Genomic DNA, 17952 nt, shown 5'->3' with positions numbered 1-17952 from the left:
CCCGCCAGGCCAAGCCCACAGACCGGAGCCAACACTTGCCTCCGGCAGGAGACCGTGACCCATCCATGGACCATGCACGTTTCATCGACACCCCCGAGGCCCTCGAAGCCCTTTGCCGCGAGCTGGAAGCCTGCTCTTGGCTTGCCCTGGACACGGAGTTCATCCGCGAAAAGACCTACTATCCCCAGCTCTGCCTGATCCAGGTTGCCACCCCTGACCTGGTGGCCTGCATCGACCCGCTGGCCCTGGAAGACCTGGCCCCGCTCGACCGGCTGCTCCGGCGTCCCGATCTGCTCAAGGTCCTGCACGCCGCGGGACAGGACCTGGAGATCTTCTACCACCGGGACGGTACCGTGCCCGCGCCGATATTCGATACTCAGGTGGCCGCCTCCCTGCTGGGTCACGGCGATCAGATCGGTTACGGCAAGCTGATCCAGGCCGTACTGCAGGTGGAACTGGAAAAGGGCCATTCCCGCACCGACTGGGCCCGTCGTCCACTGGACCCCGAGCAACTGGCCTATGCGGCGGATGATGTCCGCTATCTGGCCCAGGCCTACCCCCTGATCCACGACGGACTGGAACGCAGCGGCCGCCTGCCCTGGCTGGAAGAAGACTTCGCGCGCCTCGCCGACCCGGCCAGCTACGAGCCGGCCCCGGACACCATGTGGCGCCGCCTGAAGGGCATCAACACCCTGCGCGGCATCCAGCTGGCGATCGCACGGGAACTGGCACGCTGGCGCGAGCAGGAGGCCATGCGGGCAGATCGTCCCCGCCGCTGGTTACTGCAGGACGAGGTGATCCTGGATCTGGCTCGCCGCAAGCCGTCCACCCCGGCAAACCTGGAGCGTATCCGGGGACTGCAGGAACAGACCCTGCGCCGACACGGCCAGACCCTGCTGGATCTGGTGCGCACGGGTCTGTCCTGCCCGCAAGAGGCATGGCCCGTACTGCCGCCCAGAATCCAGCTCTCACCGGCCCAGGAGGCCCTGGCGGACGTGGCCATGGGACTGCTGCGTCATCAGGCCCAGCAGAACGATATCAGCCCGGCGGCCATTGCCACCCGCAAAGATGTGGAAAGCCTGGTCGCCGGCAATGCAGACTGCCCCCTGCTCAAGGGCTGGCGCGCCCGCCTGGCGGGCAAGACCCTGCAGCAATGGTTGCAGGGAGAACGCGCCATGCGGGTGAAGTCGGGACAATTGCACCTGGACTGACAGGGTTATTATGGTCCCGCAGGTGATCTATACATGCCAGGCGCGTTAGACTGGCGGTTCATTCAAAATCAGAGGATCGGCCTCATGCAGATCGGCAGCAACAAGGTAGTCAGCATTGCGTACACGCTTACCGACGAAGAAGGCCGCGTGATCGACCAGTCATCCGAACAGGCCCCCTTCGCCTATCTCCACGGCGCCAGCAACATCATTCCGGGGCTGGAAAAGGCCCTGGAGGGGAAGCAGGCCGGCGATGAACTGGAAGTGAAAGTAACTCCCGAACAGGCCTATGGAGAGCGGGACGACAGCCTTGTTCACACCCTCAATCGCAGTCAGTTCCAGGGGGTGGATGAACTGGAGGTGGGGATGCAGTTTCATGCCGGCGGTGACAACGGCGGCATGCAGGTGGTCACCATCACCGCCATCGACGGGGACGATGTGGTGATCGACGCCAATCATCCTCTGGCGGGTGTCACCCTGAACTTCCAGGTGAAAATCCATGAGGTACGGGACGCCACTCCGGAAGAACTGGACCATGGCCATGCCCACGGAGCCGGCGCAGCCAACGACCATTAATAAGGCGATACGGAAGCGGAGGGTGCAGGGAAGCGCCCTTGCGGCCGGGGAGGGAGGGAATGAACACGCCTCTGTCCAGCCGGGATCAGAGAGGCTCGGTGTGGACTGTCACTGCCCCGGCATGAAAAGGGCATAAAAAAAGCTGGGACCCGCAAGACGCAGGCCCCAGCTCAGGCAAGGACAGAACTCAGGCGTCGATGGTCACATTGACGGCCTGCAGGCCCTTGGGACCCTGCTGAACCTGGTAGTTGACCTTCTGGCCTTCGGCCAGGGTCTTGAAGCCATCGGAGTTGATGGCCGAATAATGCACGAACACGTCGGCACCGCCGTCCGCAGGGGCGATAAAGCCAAAACCCTTCGTTTCATTGAACCACTTAACAGTACCGGTAGACATTGACTAAACCTCAATCTGATCTTTCAAGTTAACTACAGCTCCATGCAGCGGTCCCCGTGCCGACGTAAAACGGACAACCTGCACCACCACACAGGAGCCAGTCTATCCGCTTAGTGGCCCACATGCCATAGCGTTATGCGCTCCAAACCACCCCGCCCAGGCAAAATCCCCAGTTAAAATCAGGATTTTTTCTCTAGCATCAAGTCGTTGCCGAGACAGAACCCAAACGGAAGCAGCTCGCATAAATGCTAAAAAAATCCCTCGCCACCCTGCCACATGCCCTGAAACCGATCCAGGGGTGGCCCCGGGAGACCTTGCTCCCTCTCCCGAAGCCATCCATTGTGCCGGCCTCAAGCGGCGGCGTAGACTCCCCGCCCCGTGTTGCGTACACGACCATTACGCTTGAGGTAAGCCAGGGTCTGGCTGATATTGCGAGGCTCCACGCCCTGGGACTCAAGCTTGCTCTTCAGTTCCTTGGTGGTCATCTCGCCCTGCTCATTGATAAGCTCCACCACCATGCGACTCAGATTGGAGGCACCGATACTGCGGCTCGCCCCTGCCTTCACCGCACGCTTGCGACGTGACGTCGTACGCCCGCCCAGAGACTTGATCTCCTTGTCGATAGCAGCCAGTTCGGCCGCCTGACGTGCCAGCACCTCCTTGCGCCGTGTCTGAAGGGCTTCCAACTGTTCACGGCGCTCCTGTGCCGCAAGCTCTTTTTCCTGCTCTTCCCGCTGGCGGGCCAGCTCAAAGAGTTCTTCGGCAGACATGCTGTCCAAAGTCTTGTTCATTTCTTACAACTCCTGCAACAGAGATCTTCTGCTTCGAGAATTCGAAAACAAAAAAAGCACCGGACTCCAAACCCCCGATGCGCTTTTGCATGTTTGATTGATACAGCCGGAATAGACTCTTCCTTGAGTGGCCAGCATTTTCCGCGACCCCATTACAAATGTCAAAACCACCGACAGCCCCATTCACCAGTTCAGAAAATCCGGCAACCGCCAGCATGACGGCACACCTTCAAAACTAAGGATTGTTCAGGATAAGTGCCCGAACAAGTCATGCCACAATCTGAACGGATCATTCCCGAACCTGAACAAGTCATTCCCGTCATTCCCGCGAAGGCGGGAACCCGATCACAGACTGACAGCGGGAGACTTCCCCGGTGTTCACTGACATTGATGACTCCATAACAGCTACAGCAAGCATTCCCGAGCACGGACAACAAGCCGATGTCGAAACCAGCCGTTGCGATCCTGCCAACCCCGCTTCACAATCGGCCTTCGAATCATCCGAATGCTGACCGCCCATGCCCCTCAATCCCGAACAACAACAACATATTCAGGACAAGGCCCTGGAACTGTACGCACGGGCGGCACGACTCTACCGGCTTCAGGAAACACCTCCCGAGGTACGCCTGGATCTACGTGGACGGGCGGCGGGGCAATGGCGGGTCACGGCGGGCCGGGAATCCCTGCGTTTCAATCCGCACATCTTTGCCCTGGACTGGCACAATCATTTTCCGGACACCATCGCCCATGAAGTGGCCCACAGCGTGATCTACCGCCGTTTCGGCCTGGGTTCCGGACGCCGCCGCCCCCATGGCCCGGAATGGCGGGAAGTGATGACGAGACTGGGATTCGAGCCTCGCGTCACCCATGACACCGATCTCAGCCTGATCCCCACCCGGCAGGTCAGGACCTACCCCTACCGTTGTACCTGCCGGGTTTATGCCCTGGGGGTGCGACGACATGGCAACGCCCAGCGGGGAGAACGGATCTACTACTGCCGCAGTTGTGGAGACAAGCTCCGGTTCGATCCCGACGCGGATGGGGGCGCACCGAAGAAAAAGTCGGCCTGATGCAAAACTATCCCCTGGAACGCCCTTCCAGGTCTTCCCAACGGGCATAGGCGGCATTGAGTTCCGCTTCCTTGTCCGCCAGGGCCGACTGCATGGCGGCAATCTCGTCACCGCCGCGCTGATAGAAAGTGGGATCGCCCAGGGTGGCCTGAATCCCCGCCAGCGCCTCTTCCAGGGTCTCGATCCGCTGGGGCAACGCCTCCAGTTCCCGCTGCTCCTTGTAACTGAGTTTCACCGCCCTTGGTGCCGCCGGTTTCGGTGCCGGCACGGGCGCAGCCGCCGGCCGCGCCGGCTCGGCGGGCACCGCCCTGGGAGCCGGGCACTGACGCAGCCAGTCACTGTAACCGCCCACATATTCCTGGAAACGCCCATCCCCTTCCCAGGCGATGACGCTGGTGGCCACATTATCCAGAAAGTCCCGGTCATGGCTCACCACCAGCACCGTGCCGTCAAACTCCACCAGACGGGACTCCAGCATCTCCAGGGTATCCGCATCCAGATCATTGGTGGGTTCGTCCAGCACCAGCACGTTGGCGGGCCGGGTGAACAGCTTGGCCAGCAGCAGGCGGTTGCGCTCACCTCCGGAAAGGGCCTTCACCGGCTGGCGGGCACGGGCCGGCTCGAACAGGAAGTCCTGCAACCAGGACAGCACATGGCGACTCTCGCCGCCCACGGTGACCCGGTCACGACCCTCGCCCACGTTGTCCACCACGCTGACCTCCTCGTCCAGGGCGGCCCGGTGCTGATCGAAATAGGCCACTTCCAGGTGCGTCCCCTGGCGGACCCGCCCCCCTTCGGGCTGCAACTGGCCCAGCAACAACCGCAGCAATGTGGTCTTCCCCACCCCGTTGGGACCGATGATGCCCACCTTGTCACCCCGCAGAATCAGGCTGGAGAAGTCACGGATCACCGGTTTCCCGGCGTAGCTGAAGCACAGGTTCTCGGCTTCCACCACGATGCGTCCGGAAGGGGCCGCCGACTGGGTCTGCAGGCGGGCGGTGCCCAGACGCTCCCGACGCTCGGATCGTTCGGCCCGCAGGGCCTTGAGGGCGCGCACCCGGCCCTCGTTGCGGGTCCGCCGGGCCTTGATCCCTTGGCGAATCCAGACCTCTTCCTGGGCCAGTTTCTTGTCGAACAGGGCGTTCTGGCGTTCCTCCGCCTCCAGGGCCTCGGCCTTGCGCTGCAGGTAAGTGTCATAGTCACCGGGCCAACTGGTGAGCCGGCCCCGATCCAGCTCGATGATGCGGGTCGCCAGACGGCGCAGAAAAGCCCGGTCATGGGTGATGAACAGCAGGCTGCCCTCGAATCCCAGCAAAAAACCTTCCAGCCACTGGATCGCATCCACGTCGAGATGGTTGGTGGGTTCGTCCAACAGCAGAAGGTCCGGCGCCGTCACCAGGGCGCGGGCCAGCAACACGCGGCGCTTGAGCCCACCGGAAAGACTGTCGAAGGGCACCTCCCCCTGGAGTTCCAGGCGTGACAGCACCGTCTCCACCCGCTGCTCCAGGGTCCAGCCGCTCACCGCCTCCAGTTCATGCTGGCAGCGCTCCAGGGCCTGCAGCGCCTGGGTGTCGTCGGGCCGCTCGCCCAGGTCATGCACCAGCCGGTGATAGCGACGCACCAGTTCGCCCACATTGCCCAGCCCGTCGGCCACCACATCGAAGACACTACCGCCGAGCCCCTCCGGCACCGCCTGCTCCAGCATGGCCACCCTGAGACCGTCCCGACGCACGATCTCGCCGTCATCGGCCTGCATGTCGCCGGTGATCAGGCGCATGAAGGTGGATTTGCCCACCCCGTTGCGCCCCACCAGGCACAGGCGCTCCCCCGGCTCGATGGACAGATCCACGCCGTCCAGCAAGTGATGCTGACCGAAACCGAGCTTGATATTGCGAAAGACGAGCAGAGGCATGGAGAGTATCCGGAAAGTAAAACCCCATTGTAACGCAGGGCAGATACGGGGATCGGGGCGGCGAGGATCGCCACTTTTCAGGCGTATCCCGTAAAATGCGGCCTGATCCATTCATCAATGACGGAATCCCCCCTTGAGACTCACGGCCTCCGAATACCGGCACTGGAAGAACAAGTCCATCACCCTGCTGGGCATGTCCGGCGTGGGCAAGACCCGCCTCGCCCACCAGCTCCGCCGCGCCCACTGGTTTCACTTCTCCGGGGACTACCGTATCGGCAGCCGCTATCTGGATGAGCCGATCCTGGACAACATCAAGCGCCAGGTGATGCACATTCCCTTTCTCAAGGAACTGCTGCGCTCCGACTCCATCAGCATCGTCAATAACCTGTCGGTGGACAACCTGCAGCCGGTCTCCAGCTTTCTCGGCAAGCTGGGCAATCCCGAACGGGGCGGCCTCTCCCTGGGGGAGTTCAAGCGCCGCCAACGCCTGCACCATGACGCCGAAGTGGCCGCCATGCGCGATGTGCCCGAGTTCATCCTCAAGGCCCAGGATATCTATGGTTTCGATCACGTCATCAACGACGCCGGCGGCAGCGTCTGCGAACTGGATGACCCCGGCGTCATGGAACTGCTGGCGGAACACACCCTGATCATCTACATCAAGGCCACCGAGGCCAACGAGCAGGAACTGATCCGCCGCGCCGAGGAAAGCCCCAAGCCCCTGTATTACCGGGAAGACTTCCTGGATCGGGAGCTGGCCCGCTATCTGGAAGAGAAGCAGCTGGAATACGTGGCCCAAATGGATCCGGACGATTTTGTGCGCTGGACCTTCCCGCGCCTGTTCCGGGATCGTCTGCCCCGCTACGAGACCCTGGCCAGGCGCTATGGCTACACCATCAATTCCGATGCCATCGCCCAGGTCCGCACCGAAGCGGATTTCAACAGTCTGATCGAACAGGCCCTGGACAGCCAGCGCCCGGAGCGCTGACGCCACGGCCTTCGACCCCTCCCGTCAAACCCGCAGTCAGGACACCCGCCATGCCGCTCGTTGCCCATTCGGAACTGCCCACCTTCTCGCGCCTGAAGCAGGAAGGTCAGACGGTGCTGCCTTCGGACTATGCCCTCAAGCAGGACATCCGCGCCATGCACATCGGGCTGCTGAACATGATGCCCGATGCCGCCCTGGCGGCCACGGAGCGCCAGTTCTGCCGTCTGGTGGGGGAAAGTAACCAGATTGCCCAGTTCTACATCCATCCCTTCACCCTGGACGCCCTGGAACGGGGTCCCCAGGGGCGGGCGCATGTGGCCCGGTACTATGAACCGCTGGAAAAGATCCAGGAACAGGGGCTGGACGCCCTCATCATCACCGGCGCCAACGTCACCCAGCCGGACCTGTCCCTGGAGCCCTTCTGGGAACCGCTGGCCCAGGTCATCGACTGGGCCCATGCCAATGTCACCTCCACCCTGTGCTCCTGCCTGGCCACCCACGCGGTGATGCAGTTCCGCTACGGCCAGACCCGCAGTCCGCTGGGTTTCAAGCGCTGGGGGGTCTACCCCCACCGGGTGGTGGATCGCACCCACCCCCTGGTGGCCGGGGTCAATACCCGCTTCGACGTGCCCCACTCCCGTTTCAACCACATCTCACGGCAGCAGTTCGAGGCCGCCGGACTCAAGGTGCTGGTGGAAAGCGAGGAGGCCGGGGTGCATCTGGCGGTGAGCGAGGACGAGTTCCGCATCGTCTTCTTCCAGGGGCATCCGGAGTACGACATCATCAGCCTGCTCAAGGAATACAAGCGGGAGGTGGCCCGCTATGCCCGGGGCGAGCGCAAGGACTACCCGCCCTTCGTGGACAATTATTTCTGTCCCCGCAGTCAGGCGATCCTGGAAGAATACCGGGACCGCCTGGACCTGGCCCTGAAACGGGGCACCACACCCCCCGACTTTCCGGAACAGCTCATCTGCGAGCACCTGGACAACACCTGGCACGACACCGCCGAGGCCGTCATCAACAACTGGATGGGCAACGTCTACCAGTACACCCACATCGACCGCAAGAAACCGTTTCGCGACGAGGTGGACCCGGATGATCCGCTGGGGCGTGTGAAGGCCTGAGCCGTAGCCGCTCCCGGCTACGCCGCGCTCACCCGGCCCAGGGACTCGCGGGCCTCCGGCGCCGCCTGCAGGGCCGCCAGGTGTTCCACATCCCACAGCTTTTCCAGCTGCCGGGCCAACATCCCCGGGTCCCGCCGACCGGCCACCCGCAGGCGCACGTGGTAACGCCCGCCCTCCAGGCGCACGTTCATGTCCTGCACCTCGAACCCGCGGGCACGCACGGTGCGCAGGATCCGCTCAAGGCTGCCCTCGGCCGGGCGGGCGAACAACTGGAACTGATGGCTCATGCCACATCCTCCTGAATCATCTGGTCATTGGACATGCCCGGCCCGACGATGGGCCAGACGTTCTGTTCACGTTCAATGGGCAGGTGCAGCAGCAACGGCCCGGGGGTTTCCAGACAGGCCCGGATGGCCGCCTCCATGGCATCCGCGCCCTCGAAGCGGCGGGCCGGAATGCCGAAGGCCCGGGCCACCTGGACGAAATCCGGGTTGTCGGACAGATCCACCGAGGACAGGCGGCCCTCGTAGAACAGTTCCTGCTGCTGACGCACCATGCCCAGGTACTGGTTGTCGAACAGCACGATCTTCACCGGCAGTCCGTAGCGACCCAGGGTGGCCAACTCCTGCACGTTCATCATGAAGGAGCCGTCACCGCTGACGTTGATCACCCGGGCGTCGGGGTGGGCCAGCTGGGCACCGATGGCCGCCGGCAGGCCGAAGCCCATGGCACCCAGGCCACCACTGGTCAGGTGCCGACGGGGATGATGGAAACCGTAATACTGGGCCACCCACATCTGGTGCTGCCCCACGTCACAGGCCACATAGGTCTGATCCCCGGCCCGGCGGGACAGGGCATCCAGGAACCGCAGGGCCGGGAAACCGCCCTCGGGCCGCTCCGGCGGCAACCTGAACCCCTCCGTCCGGCGGGAACGGGCACACCGCTCGCGCCAGTCATCAATGGACAGCGGCAGGGCCAGGCGCGGCAGCCACTGATTGAGATCCCCCACCAGGGCCACTTCAGGTGCCCGCAGCTTGGCCATTTCCGCCGCATCCACATCCAGGTGGATCACCCGGGCGTCGGGGGCGAAGGCCGCCAGGCGGCCGGTGGCACGGTCATCGAAACGGGCACCCACCACCAGCAACAGGTCCGAGGCCTGCACCGCCCGGTTGGCACAGGGGGCGCCATGCATGCCCAGCATGCCCAGATTGAGGGGATCATCGGGCGGCAGCAGACCGACCCCCTTCAAGGTGGTCACCACCGGCGCGCCGGTACGGGCGACGAAATCACGAAACGCCGCCACCCCATGGCCCAGGGCGACACCGCCACCGGCATAGATCACCGGTCGCCGGGCGGCCCCCAGCAGGTCGAGGGCGCGGGCCAGTGCCGCCTCGTCCGGTGTCTCGGCCTCGCCGGATGTCCGGTGCCCGAGAGCCGAACCGGAGGACAGTTGGGCGGGGGCCAGCTGCACGTCCTTGGGGATATCCACCCATACCGGACCGGGGCGCCCTTCCTGAGCCAGATGAATGGCCTCTTCCAGGACGGCTTCCAGATCGTCCACATGACGCACCAGATAGCTGTGCTTGGTGATGGGCAAGGTCAGCCCCAGGACATCGGTCTCCTGGAAGGCATCGGTGCCCAGCAGGCCGGTGGGTACCTGGCCGGTAATCACCAGCAGGGGAATGGAGTCCATGTGGGCGTCGGCCACGGCGGTGATGAGGTTGGTGGCGCCGGGTCCGGAGGTGGCGATGCAGACACCCAGACGACCGCTGGCGCGGGCATGGCCATTGGCGGCAAATGCCGCCCCCTGCTCATGGCGGGTGAGAATATGGCGGATGGGGGCGGCATCCTGGGCCATGGCATCGTAGAGGGGCATGATGGCGCCGCCGGGATAGCCGAACACCGTCTCCACCCGATGGCGCTTGAGCACCTCCAGAACCACCCAGGCACCATTTCGGGTGGGGCTGTCCGACATTGGGTGGGGTGAAGCGGTGTCGGCGTCGGCGGGCATGGGCGATATCTCCTGCGGTGATGTCGGTTGACGAAAAAGTCATGGGCAATAAAAAACCCCGGGTTTCAAGGCCCGGGGTTTTTTGGATTCTGATCAGTGTTGCTGGATCGTCAGCGCAATAAGCCCCCGGGCCGTGGTGTGTCCACGACTACCAGTACCAGGAAGCTGACTACACTGTGAATCATGTGTCTGGAGTGCTCGGGGTTTGGTGAGAGCTTGAGTTCGATATTAGGCAGACACGACGATGAGCGCAAGAAAAAATCCGTCGCTCAGCCATCATCCGGCAGGCCGGCAACGGCACGGCGCAGCGCAGCGATCACCGGCTTGCGCCCGGACACCCCCAGATGCCCGGCCACCACTTCCCAGGGACGCTGCTGGATCACCCGCATCACCAGGACATCCCCGTGGTCCTCCGCCAGGGGTGCGGAGGACGCCGCCAGGCCGCGAATCACGCCGGCATGGAGAGCGGGCAGGCAGGCCTCATAGACCCGTCGTCCCCGGGCAAAGGCGGCAATTACCCGGCGATCTTCAGCGGACAGGGGCGGAAGCTTCAGGCCGTGGAACAGGCCGGCCGCCAGATCCGGCGCCATCCCCCGCAGGGGATCGGACAGCAGCATCGGCAGGGTGCGGCCAAATCCGGCATGCACCGGGTCCAGCACCCCCTGCCCTTCCGCGGTCAGGGCCTGCAGCACGGTCACCGCCCAGCCCCCGCTGCTCACTTCCGGCTTCACCCCCACCCGCACCGGACAAAAACCCTGCCCGATCCAGAAACGCAGCAACGGGGCCGTCCCGCCGAAACCCGCCCCGATCAGGTCGATGCCCGCCTCCCGTGCCTCCTCGACCAGGCCCTGCAACAGGGCAGTGCCCAATCCCCGCCCCTGGGCGGCGGGATGGACGGCAATGCGCACCACGCGGCGATAGCGCAGCAGCCCCCCCGAGGGCGGCATGTCGCCGTAAAGCATCAGACTCACGGGCAGAAAATGCCCCTGGGGACGTCGCTCTCCCGCCCAGACGGACCGGCACAGCCCCGCCCCCAGTTCACCTTCATCCGCCAGCAGGGCCACGGCGGCCACCCGCCCCCGATGCACCAGGCCAACCACCTTCAGGGCCGGGTCATCCAGCATCCGCTGCAGATCCGACGGACGGGTGCGGTAATGGGCCAGGGTCAACAGACCGAAAATATCTCCAAGCAGGGCCTCGTCCGCAGCCAGTTGCTCGCGGGAAAAGGCTTTGTGCTCACAGGTCCCGGGCCGGGCATCGGTCATGGCCCCATCCTCCGCCGCCTCCGCGTCCAGCAGCAGACAGCGGGCCATGAGGGCCTCCAGCGGATCATCCACGGCCCAGCGCACAGGGGTTTCCAGATGCAGGTAACGGGTATCGGGCACGCGCCGCGCCAGGGTGCGGCGAAAGCGCACGGCAAATCCCCGCCCTCCCCCCTCGTAGCCGTGAATGGTTCCCGTGAAGGCGATGGGACGGCGAGCCGCCAGACAGACGGTGAGCCACTGATCCAGCCACTGCACGGGGATGCCCGCGGCCTCGTCCACCAGCATCAGATCCGGGACCGGGTCGGGGACACCATCGGGCGGGACATATTGCAATGTCGAGCCTCCCAGGCGCAGCCGCCCCGGCTCGTGTACTGCGGTGGCGGGGAGCAGCCCCTTCGCCTGCTCAAACAGTGGTCCCAAGGCCGAGAGCCGGGGTGCCGTCACACCGATATGAATGCCATCACCATCGGGCCGGGAGGCCATCATGAGTCGTGCCGAGGCAATGCCCAGGGCCGCGGTCTTGCCGCGGCCGCGATCGGCCGTGATCACCAGTACCGACGCGGCCCGTCCTTCGGCAAGATCCCTGACGGCCTGCACGGCATCGCGCTGATCTTCGGTCCGGCAGGGGTCCCCAGCCGGATCTTGAGGTGGCCGCTCCTGGGGTACGGGCCATGATGACACGGCCGCGCCCGGTCCAGGGAACGGCACGGCGGCACGATGCAGTTGTTGCCGGAAACGCTGCAGGAACAGGGAGGCTGGAGGGTTCTTGGCGGCAGGCAGGATCAGCAGCAGGACACCCCCTCCCCGCAACGCCCCGGAGGCGGCGCCCAGGGCATCGGCGGACAGCCCGGCAGAGGCATCGAAGACCAGGGCATCCAGATCCCTGCCCAGCAGGCTGTCGGCCTGGGGCAACGGCACATGCTCGACAGCCACCGGAGGCGCCCCCCCGACCCAGGCCACCCGGCTGTCGGCAGGCAGGGCAGCGCACCACTGCGCCACTTTGACATCCAGTGAAGCCTCAAGGGCCTCCAGACAGATCAAGCGGCGATGAAGAATGAAAGCTGGCGGCATGGGTACATTTCCGGTGAAGCAGGAAGCAACGGGGCAACCGTCCTGTTTGTGACGAAGTTTGCAATTTCCGCACATACATCACGAAATTGAAAAACAATCAGGGCAAATTAGTGATGGCGCCCCGTCAAGGTCGGGCGTATGATGAGAAGCGCAGTTGCCCTGTTAATTACCATGCACGGAAGTCAGCCTGTATTTTCAAGGCAATCTACCGACGACGGGTCCGGCAGGAACGCTGCGAGTGTATTTTTTTCCATGAGGTAATACGCAGTGCTGACCGGTACCGTGAAGTGGTTCAACGAAGGCAAGGGCTTTGGTTTCATCACGCCCGACGACGGTGGCAAGGATATCTTTGTCCACTTCTCCGCAATCGAGGGGAGCGGTTTCAAGACCCTGGCCGAAGGCCAGAAGGTGACCTTTGAAACCCAGAAGACCCCGAAAGGCCTGGCGGCTTCCAACGTCAAGCCTGCCTGACGTCAGGGATGGCTGGATCCTGATCCGCACGGATCCCATTTGATCCGTCGGGTTGGCATGCACCGAATCCGCAGACAGGAACCCCGCCAGTGGCGGGGTTCTTTATTTACATGATTTACATGTACCGGCTTTATACCTACAGTTGCAATGCACCTTATCGGTTCAGCAGCTTCTCGATCTGGGCAAAGCTCTGCACTGGCCCCTCGGCGGAGATCTCCACCCCCAGCTGACGCCCGATCTGGGTCAGCGAGAACACGCCACGCACCACTTCGCGGCCATTTTCAAACTCCACCACCAGACCATGCTGACGCCCGGCCTCCCGCAGGGTGGCAACGATATCCCCGACCCGTGCCAGCACCACGTCATAATGATCAATGGCGCTGATGTCGTTGCGGTGAGTCATCACATGCTTGACCGCCAGTTCATTGTGGGCGATGCGCTCGTCGGACACCACCTTCACCGGGCGCTCGCCCAGGATGTCTCGGGCAGTGACCACGCCCTGGATCTGGTCGTCGTCGGAAACCACGATCAGCAGACGCACACCGGAGTGGATCATCTTCTGCAGCGCAGCGTCCATGGCGGCTTCGGGAGAGACGGTGACGGCCTCCACCCGACGAAAGTCCGTCATCACATCCACGGCCGGGTCTTCCATGGTGACCCGCTGCGGCAACCCCTGACGGAAGCGATGTACCACCGCATCGTCAGTGAGGGCGTGGGAAGGAACGAGAGTGTATCGAGCCATCAAAACCTCCTGATCATGGCGGGAAACCCGGCCTTGTTGTTATGTCGCCTTCGTTAACAGCGAGTCTAGCACGGCTCAGGGATCAGGCATCGAACAGGGCGCGCAACTGCAGGCCTGGGTCCGGCGCCTTCATCAGGGCTTCTCCCACCAGGAAGGCGTGCACTCCGGCCCGGCGCATGCGGGCCACATCCTCCGGGGTGTGAATGCCGCTCTCCGTCACTACCAGTCGGTTCTTCGGCATCATTGCCAGCAGATCCAGCGTGGTGTCCAGGCGGGTTTCGAAGGTCCGCAGGCTGCGATTGTTGATGCCGATGATGCAGGCATCCAGGGCCAGGGCACGTTCCAGCTCGGGAGCATCATGGACCTCCACCAGGACGTTCATGCCCAGGTCATGGGAGAGCTTGAGCAATTCAGACAATTGGGTATCGTCCAGGGCGGACACGATCAGGAGCACGCAGTCAGCCCCCATCGCCCGGGCTTCGTAGACCTGATAGGGGTCGATGATGAAGTCCTTGCGCAGCACCGGCAGGGCACAGGCGGCGCGGGCGGCTTCCAGATAGGCCTCATGGCCCTGGAAAAAGTCATGGTCCGTCAGCACCGACAGACAGGCGGCACCGTGCTGCTCATAAGTACGGGCGATAGCCACCGGGTCGAAGTCCTCCCGCAGCAAGCCCTTGCTGGGACTGGCCTTCTTGATCTCGGCGATCACCGCGGGACGCCCGGCGTTCACGCGGTCCTCCAGGGCCTGCAGGAAGGGACGCACCGCCGGCGCGGCGTCCACGAAACGGACCAGATCCTCCAGGGAGGTCCGGGCGCTGCGCTCTGCCACCTCCTCACGCTTGCGGGCCAGGATCTTCCTGAGAATATCGGGGGTATCGGTCATGGGGTTCACGCCTTCAGGGATTGGGAGACACGGGCCAGCTCATCCATGCGGGCCGCGGCGGCCCCGCTGTCGATTACCTCGCCGGCATGGCGGATTCCCGCCTCCATGGAGTCCGACAGGCCCGCCACGTGGATGGCGGCCCCGGCATTGAGCATGACGATGTCACGGGCCGGCCCCGGCTCGCCGGCAAAGACCCGACGGATCAGGGCCAGGCTCTCCTCGGCACCATCCACCCGGATGGCGTCCAGGGGGGTACGCTGCATGCCGAACTGCTCGGGGGCGATGATACGGCTGGTCACCTCGCCGTCACGCAGCTCCGCCACCCGGGTGGGTGCGCCGATGCTGATCTCGTCCAGGCCGTCCTCCGCGTGCACCACCATCACATGCCGACTGCCCAGCAGCTTGAGCACCTGGGCCAGGGGCTCCAGCCAGTGGGTGCTGAACACCCCCAGCACCTGATTGGGGGCACCGGCGGGGTTGGTCAGCGGCCCCAGCACATTGAACAGGGTGCGCACCCCCATCTCCCGGCGGGGACCCACCGCATGCTTCATGGCACCATGGTGCCTGGGGGCAAACAGGAAACCCACGCCCACCTGGTTGATGCACTGGGCCACCTGCTCCGGCCCCAGATCCAGATTGACCCCGGCGGCCTCCAGCACGTCGGCACTGCCGGACTTGCTGGACACGGAGCGGTTGCCGTGCTTGGCCACCCGCCCGCCAGCGGCCGCCACCACGAAGGCGGAGGCGGTGGAGATGTTGAAGCTGCCGGAGGCATCCCCCCCGGTGCCGCAGGTATCCACCAGATGCCCGGCCTCCACCTCCACCCGGGTGGCCAGTTCCCGCATCACCGAGGCGGCGGCGGCCACTTCATCCACCGTCTCCCCCTTCATGCGCAGACCCACCAGGAAACCACCGATCTGGGCCGGGGTGGCCTCGCCGGTCATGATCTGGCGCATCACGTGGACCATCTCGGGTCCGCTGAGATCACGCTGTTCGGTGACTGCGCGAATGGCTTCCTGCATGTTCATGATATGGCCCGCCCCCTGTCGTCGTGTGTGATCGGATTGTTGCGGCCACCCGGGGAGGGGTCAACCCTCAGCGGGGACTCCAGGAAATTCCTCAGCAGGTCGTGGCCATGTTGGGTGAGGATGGATTCCGGGTGGAACTGGACGCCTTCCACGTCCAGGGTGCGATGACGCACCCCCATGATCTCGTCCAGGGCCCCGTCCGGGGTCTCGGTCCAGGCAGTAACCTCCAGACAGTCCGGCAAAGAGGTCTTCTCGATCACCAGGGAGTGGTAACGGGTGGCCTCGAAGGGATCGGTCAGGCCCCGGAACACCCCCATGTCCTTGTGGTGAATCAGGGAGGTCTTGCCGTGCATGATCTCGCGGGCATGGACAATGCGGCCGCCGAAGGCCTGGCCGATGGACTGATGCCCCAGACAGACCCCAAGGATCGGGATCCTGCCGGCAAAATGACGGATGGCGGCCAGGGAAATGCCCGCCTGATCCGGGGCGCAGGGACCGGGGGAGATGAAGATCCGCTCCGGCGCCATGGCCTCGATCTCGTCCAGGGTGATGGCGTCGTTGCGCCGCACCTCCACATCGGCCCCCAGCTCACCCAGATACTGGACCAGGTTGTAGGTGAAGGAGTCGTAGTTGTCGATCATCAGGATTTCATTCATTCCACTCCCTCAATCTTAATTAAATTCAAATAGTTATAGCAAAATTGATATGCAAATTGGTCAGCGATTGCAGTGGAATACCCCCATCAGCTCCCGGCTGGGCATATGGCGCGCATCCTCGGCGTTCCGCAGGTAAAACAGATCATCACTGGCGAAAAATCGGCGATAGTCGAACCACGTCACAAACGCGCACGACATATTGGCGCCATCGGGAACTCGGGAGCGGGTATCGTGAAACAAGACTGTGTGGCGGCAAAGGGCGCGGGGGTACACAGCCACCAGGTTGGGGCATGCGTAGCGAATCAACGTGTGTTAAGGGCATCAAGCAATCTCCTTTGGTCTTGGAGCCGCCGTGCCGGAGGGCCATCTGCTGGACCTTGTCCACCGATACGGCGGCAAGGTGCGGTTCGAGGCCGCAACAACGTGCCGCTTCCTACTGGAAGCGCCACCACTGAGCAACGTTGATCGAAGTGGTACGGGTCATGGCAGACCGCAGTTCAATTAACCGGGAAGGTGCTTGTGGAAGCAAGGTTTTCCACAGCAACTCAATGTTCGCGCCATTCTAACACGCACCACCTGTTTGCCGTCTACAGCCACCTGCGGCATTGATAACTTGCTCCCCCGAGGAAGAATCGCCCTGGCGACGCAGCAGATAGGTCGTCAGCGTCGGTGATGTACCCGCCAGAGGGCGGATGGCGATGTCGGAACATTGCAACGTCTGCACCTGCGAGGCGATAGCGAGGACACGCCTGAACTCGTCGAGCAACGCATGCCTTGGCCAGGCCAAGCGGTTTTTCTGGACGCTACGATCAAGCAGTTGCACTTCCAACAGATCTTCCTGGGCATGCACAGCGCGCGCGACGCGGGGACTGCTCAATACCCATACGTTCATCCGCACGGGCGAAGTACAGTTCCTTGGCGACGGCAACGTGATAACGCAGGAGCCGCGCAAGTCGATATCACGCCCTCAGCCCGAGGAGGGGACATGGCTGGCCCTACCCTTCTGACTCACCAGTCGCTTCCCTGATGCACGCCAGCAGGGAAGACGGCACTAAATAGCGCGGTCGGTAAGACAGCAAAAGCACGATCACCAGTGCAGTCAGGCTTAACAGACCCAACCACAGCGCCGGGCCGACTGACCAGCCAGCATGGGCGACACTGAGTGCGAACGACACGCCGAGGCCGGTCATGCCAACCATATTCAGCAATCGGCGCGCGCGGGGCGATGGGGGGCGTTGCCAGATCTGGCGATGATGGCGGTCCATGGCCAGCGCAAGTGCGACGAGGCCGGAGTAGGAAAAAAACAATGCAAAGGCCGGCATCATTCACTTAACCTCGCGGGAACCGTAGTGTTCGTGACCATCAGGGAAGACCTCGCGTCGCGCTTGTGTGACAGCCCGGAACGCATCCTGCGCCCCAACATCCAGGCTATGGCCGCGAAGGTTCCCCCCAACCCCAGCATCGCAAGATCGAAGCCCGCCATCACCCAGTCGCCCTCTGGCAGGGACTGGCCGAGATGACGATCGGTCGTCAGCGCATTCAGCACAGGCAATAGCGCGAATGCCGCCGCTGCGAGCCAGCACTGCTCAACCCAAGCCCGCGCCCTCGGTCGCACTGTTGCATGCGCAAGCATCGCTATGAAGTGGTCCAATTGTAGCGGACACCCCGTTAAGCCCTCGTAGGCTATGCATTGGAGGTGTTCATGAGCAAGAAGGCACGACGTCGATACACGGCGGAATGAAGTGGTCCAATTGTAGCGGAC

At 63.6% G+C, this 17952-nt stretch carries 19 protein-coding genes; 6 read left to right on the top strand and 13 right to left on the bottom strand.

Annotated elements, in window-relative coordinates:
- Nucleotides 1-65 precede the first annotated feature (65 nt).
- A complete protein-coding gene (gene rnd / locus CKO35_RS10315; RefSeq protein ID WP_200175624.1) occupies nt 66-1211 on the top strand; it encodes a ribonuclease D in 1146 nt (381 codons plus the stop codon).
- An 84-nt stretch (nt 1212-1295) separates the two neighbouring features.
- On the top strand, nt 1296-1784 hold the full coding sequence (locus CKO35_RS10310; protein ID WP_200175622.1) for an FKBP-type peptidyl-prolyl cis-trans isomerase: 489 nt from the start codon (nt 1296-1298) through the stop codon (nt 1782-1784).
- Between the two features lie 187 nt (nt 1785-1971).
- On the opposite strand, the gene cspE is transcribed toward CKO35_RS10310, so the two are convergent.
- From cspE to CKO35_RS10295, 3 genes are all read right to left on the bottom strand, one after another.
- Nucleotides 1972-2178, bottom strand: a complete 207-nt coding sequence (cspE, locus tag CKO35_RS10305; RefSeq protein WP_008932428.1) for a transcription antiterminator/RNA stability regulator CspE — start codon at nt 2176-2178, stop codon at nt 1972-1974.
- A gap of 350 nt (nt 2179-2528) precedes the next feature.
- Nucleotides 2529-2969 (bottom strand): hypothetical protein, encoded by a 441-nt coding sequence (locus CKO35_RS10300; protein ID WP_200175620.1) that lies wholly within the window; start codon nt 2967-2969, stop codon nt 2529-2531.
- The gene (locus CKO35_RS10295; protein WP_200175618.1) at nt 2926-3186 is read right to left on the bottom strand and encodes a hypothetical protein; all 261 of its coding nucleotides are present in this window, start codon (nt 3184-3186) and stop codon (nt 2926-2928) included. Before CKO35_RS10295 ends, CKO35_RS10300 begins: the two co-directional genes overlap by 44 nt.
- Before the next feature lie 301 nt (nt 3187-3487).
- Between CKO35_RS10295 and CKO35_RS10290 the strand changes: the two genes are divergently transcribed.
- On the top strand, nt 3488-4039 hold the full coding sequence (locus CKO35_RS10290) for a SprT family zinc-dependent metalloprotease (protein WP_200175616.1): 552 nt from the start codon (nt 3488-3490) through the stop codon (nt 4037-4039).
- A gap of 7 nt (nt 4040-4046) precedes the next feature.
- On the opposite strand, the gene CKO35_RS10285 is transcribed toward CKO35_RS10290, so the two are convergent.
- Complete coding sequence (locus CKO35_RS10285; RefSeq protein WP_200175614.1) at nt 4047-5951, bottom strand: ATP-binding cassette domain-containing protein; 1905 nt, start codon at nt 5949-5951, stop codon at nt 4047-4049.
- A 133-nt stretch (nt 5952-6084) separates the two neighbouring features.
- On the opposite strand from CKO35_RS10285, the gene CKO35_RS10280 reads away from it, so the two are divergent.
- The gene (locus CKO35_RS10280; RefSeq protein ID WP_200175608.1) at nt 6085-6939 is read left to right on the top strand and encodes an ATPase; all 855 of its coding nucleotides are present in this window, start codon (nt 6085-6087) and stop codon (nt 6937-6939) included.
- Nucleotides 6940-6989: 50 nt separating this feature from the next.
- Nucleotides 6990-8063: a homoserine O-succinyltransferase MetA gene (metA, locus tag CKO35_RS10275; RefSeq protein WP_200175606.1), complete on the top strand. Its 1074-nt coding sequence runs from the start codon at nt 6990-6992 to the stop codon at nt 8061-8063.
- Nucleotides 8064-8080: 17 nt separating this feature from the next.
- Here the strand turns inward: metA and CKO35_RS10270 are convergent, their stop codons facing one another.
- The 3 genes from CKO35_RS10270 to CKO35_RS10260 form a co-directional block, all read right to left on the bottom strand.
- Complete coding sequence (locus CKO35_RS10270; RefSeq protein ID WP_200175604.1) at nt 8081-8350, bottom strand: ACT domain-containing protein; 270 nt, start codon at nt 8348-8350, stop codon at nt 8081-8083.
- The gene (gene ilvG, locus CKO35_RS10265) at nt 8347-10074 is read right to left on the bottom strand and encodes an acetolactate synthase 2 catalytic subunit (protein ID WP_200175602.1); all 1728 of its coding nucleotides are present in this window, start codon (nt 10072-10074) and stop codon (nt 8347-8349) included. Before ilvG ends, CKO35_RS10270 begins: the two co-directional genes overlap by 4 nt.
- A 269-nt stretch (nt 10075-10343) precedes the next feature.
- Nucleotides 10344-12410: a tRNA(Met) cytidine acetyltransferase TmcA gene (locus CKO35_RS10260; protein WP_200175600.1), complete on the bottom strand. Its 2067-nt coding sequence runs from the start codon at nt 12408-12410 to the stop codon at nt 10344-10346.
- A 267-nt stretch (nt 12411-12677) separates the two neighbouring features.
- Here CKO35_RS10260 and CKO35_RS10255 point away from each other — a divergent pair, with 267 nt between their 5' ends.
- The gene (locus tag CKO35_RS10255; RefSeq protein ID WP_200175598.1) at nt 12678-12881 is read left to right on the top strand and encodes a cold shock domain-containing protein; all 204 of its coding nucleotides are present in this window, start codon (nt 12678-12680) and stop codon (nt 12879-12881) included.
- A gap of 154 nt (nt 12882-13035) precedes the next feature.
- Here the strand turns inward: CKO35_RS10255 and CKO35_RS10250 are convergent, their stop codons facing one another.
- The 6 genes from CKO35_RS10250 to CKO35_RS10225 all read right to left on the bottom strand — a co-directional run bounded on the left by CKO35_RS10250 (nt 13036) and on the right by CKO35_RS10225 (nt 17515).
- A complete protein-coding gene (locus CKO35_RS10250) occupies nt 13036-13623 on the bottom strand; it encodes a CBS domain-containing protein (RefSeq protein WP_200175596.1) in 588 nt (195 codons plus the stop codon).
- Nucleotides 13624-13705: 82 nt separating this feature from the next.
- Entirely contained in the window at nt 13706-14506 is an 801-nt protein-coding gene (gene trpC, locus CKO35_RS10245) for an indole-3-glycerol phosphate synthase TrpC (RefSeq protein ID WP_200175588.1), read from the bottom strand.
- A gap of 5 nt (nt 14507-14511) precedes the next feature.
- Nucleotides 14512-15534 carry an anthranilate phosphoribosyltransferase gene (gene trpD, locus CKO35_RS10240; RefSeq protein WP_200175586.1) on the bottom strand — a complete coding sequence of 341 codons (1023 nt, stop codon included), beginning with the start codon at nt 15532-15534 and terminating at the stop codon, nt 14512-14514.
- Nucleotides 15531-16190, bottom strand: a complete 660-nt coding sequence (locus CKO35_RS10235; protein ID WP_200175584.1) for an anthranilate synthase component II — start codon at nt 16188-16190, stop codon at nt 15531-15533. Before CKO35_RS10235 ends, trpD begins: the two co-directional genes overlap by 4 nt.
- A 562-nt stretch (nt 16191-16752) precedes the next feature.
- The gene (locus tag CKO35_RS10230; RefSeq protein ID WP_200175575.1) at nt 16753-17019 is read right to left on the bottom strand and encodes a hypothetical protein; all 267 of its coding nucleotides are present in this window, start codon (nt 17017-17019) and stop codon (nt 16753-16755) included.
- A 166-nt stretch (nt 17020-17185) separates the two neighbouring features.
- Nucleotides 17186-17515 carry a DUF3325 domain-containing protein gene (locus CKO35_RS10225; protein WP_200175573.1) on the bottom strand — a complete coding sequence of 110 codons (330 nt, stop codon included), beginning with the start codon at nt 17513-17515 and terminating at the stop codon, nt 17186-17188.
- Between the last annotated feature and the right edge of the window lie 437 nt (nt 17516-17952).

This window comes from Ectothiorhodospira shaposhnikovii (assembly GCF_016584105.1).
In the GTDB taxonomy this organism is placed as follows: domain Bacteria; phylum Pseudomonadota; class Gammaproteobacteria; order Ectothiorhodospirales; family Ectothiorhodospiraceae; genus Ectothiorhodospira; species Ectothiorhodospira shaposhnikovii.
This window is presented reverse-complemented; position numbering and strand designations above follow the sequence as displayed.

Excerpts from the sequence above, each read along its gene's own strand:
- cspE (WP_008932428.1), bottom strand. The coding sequence starts at position 2,178 with ATGTCTACCGGTACTGTTAAGTGGTTCAATGAAACGAAGGGTTTTGGC.
- CKO35_RS10250 (WP_200175596.1), bottom strand. The coding sequence starts at position 13,623 with ATGGCTCGATACACTCTCGTTCCTTCCCACGCCCTCACTGACGATGCG.
- CKO35_RS10270 (WP_200175604.1), bottom strand. The coding sequence starts at position 8,350 with ATGAGCCATCAGTTCCAGTTGTTCGCCCGCCCGGCCGAGGGCAGCCTT.
- rnd (WP_200175624.1), top strand. The coding sequence starts at position 66 with ATGGACCATGCACGTTTCATCGACACCCCCGAGGCCCTCGAAGCCCTT.
- trpD (WP_200175586.1), bottom strand. The coding sequence starts at position 15,534 with ATGAACATGCAGGAAGCCATTCGCGCAGTCACCGAACAGCGTGATCTC.
- CKO35_RS10310 (WP_200175622.1), top strand. The coding sequence starts at position 1,296 with ATGCAGATCGGCAGCAACAAGGTAGTCAGCATTGCGTACACGCTTACC.
- CKO35_RS10300 (WP_200175620.1), bottom strand. The coding sequence starts at position 2,969 with ATGAACAAGACTTTGGACAGCATGTCTGCCGAAGAACTCTTTGAGCTG.
- CKO35_RS10285 (WP_200175614.1), bottom strand. The coding sequence starts at position 5,951 with ATGCCTCTGCTCGTCTTTCGCAATATCAAGCTCGGTTTCGGTCAGCAT.
- metA (WP_200175606.1), top strand. The coding sequence starts at position 6,990 with ATGCCGCTCGTTGCCCATTCGGAACTGCCCACCTTCTCGCGCCTGAAG.
- CKO35_RS10225 (WP_200175573.1), bottom strand. The coding sequence starts at position 17,515 with ATGATGCCGGCCTTTGCATTGTTTTTTTCCTACTCCGGCCTCGTCGCA.
- CKO35_RS10290 (WP_200175616.1), top strand. The coding sequence starts at position 3,488 with ATGCCCCTCAATCCCGAACAACAACAACATATTCAGGACAAGGCCCTG.
- CKO35_RS10295 (WP_200175618.1), bottom strand. The coding sequence starts at position 3,186 with ATGCTGGCGGTTGCCGGATTTTCTGAACTGGTGAATGGGGCTGTCGGT.
- CKO35_RS10260 (WP_200175600.1), bottom strand. The coding sequence starts at position 12,410 with ATGCCGCCAGCTTTCATTCTTCATCGCCGCTTGATCTGTCTGGAGGCC.
- CKO35_RS10235 (WP_200175584.1), bottom strand. The coding sequence starts at position 16,190 with ATGAATGAAATCCTGATGATCGACAACTACGACTCCTTCACCTACAAC.
- ilvG (WP_200175602.1), bottom strand. The coding sequence starts at position 10,074 with ATGCCCGCCGACGCCGACACCGCTTCACCCCACCCAATGTCGGACAGC.
- trpC (WP_200175588.1), bottom strand. The coding sequence starts at position 14,506 with ATGACCGATACCCCCGATATTCTCAGGAAGATCCTGGCCCGCAAGCGT.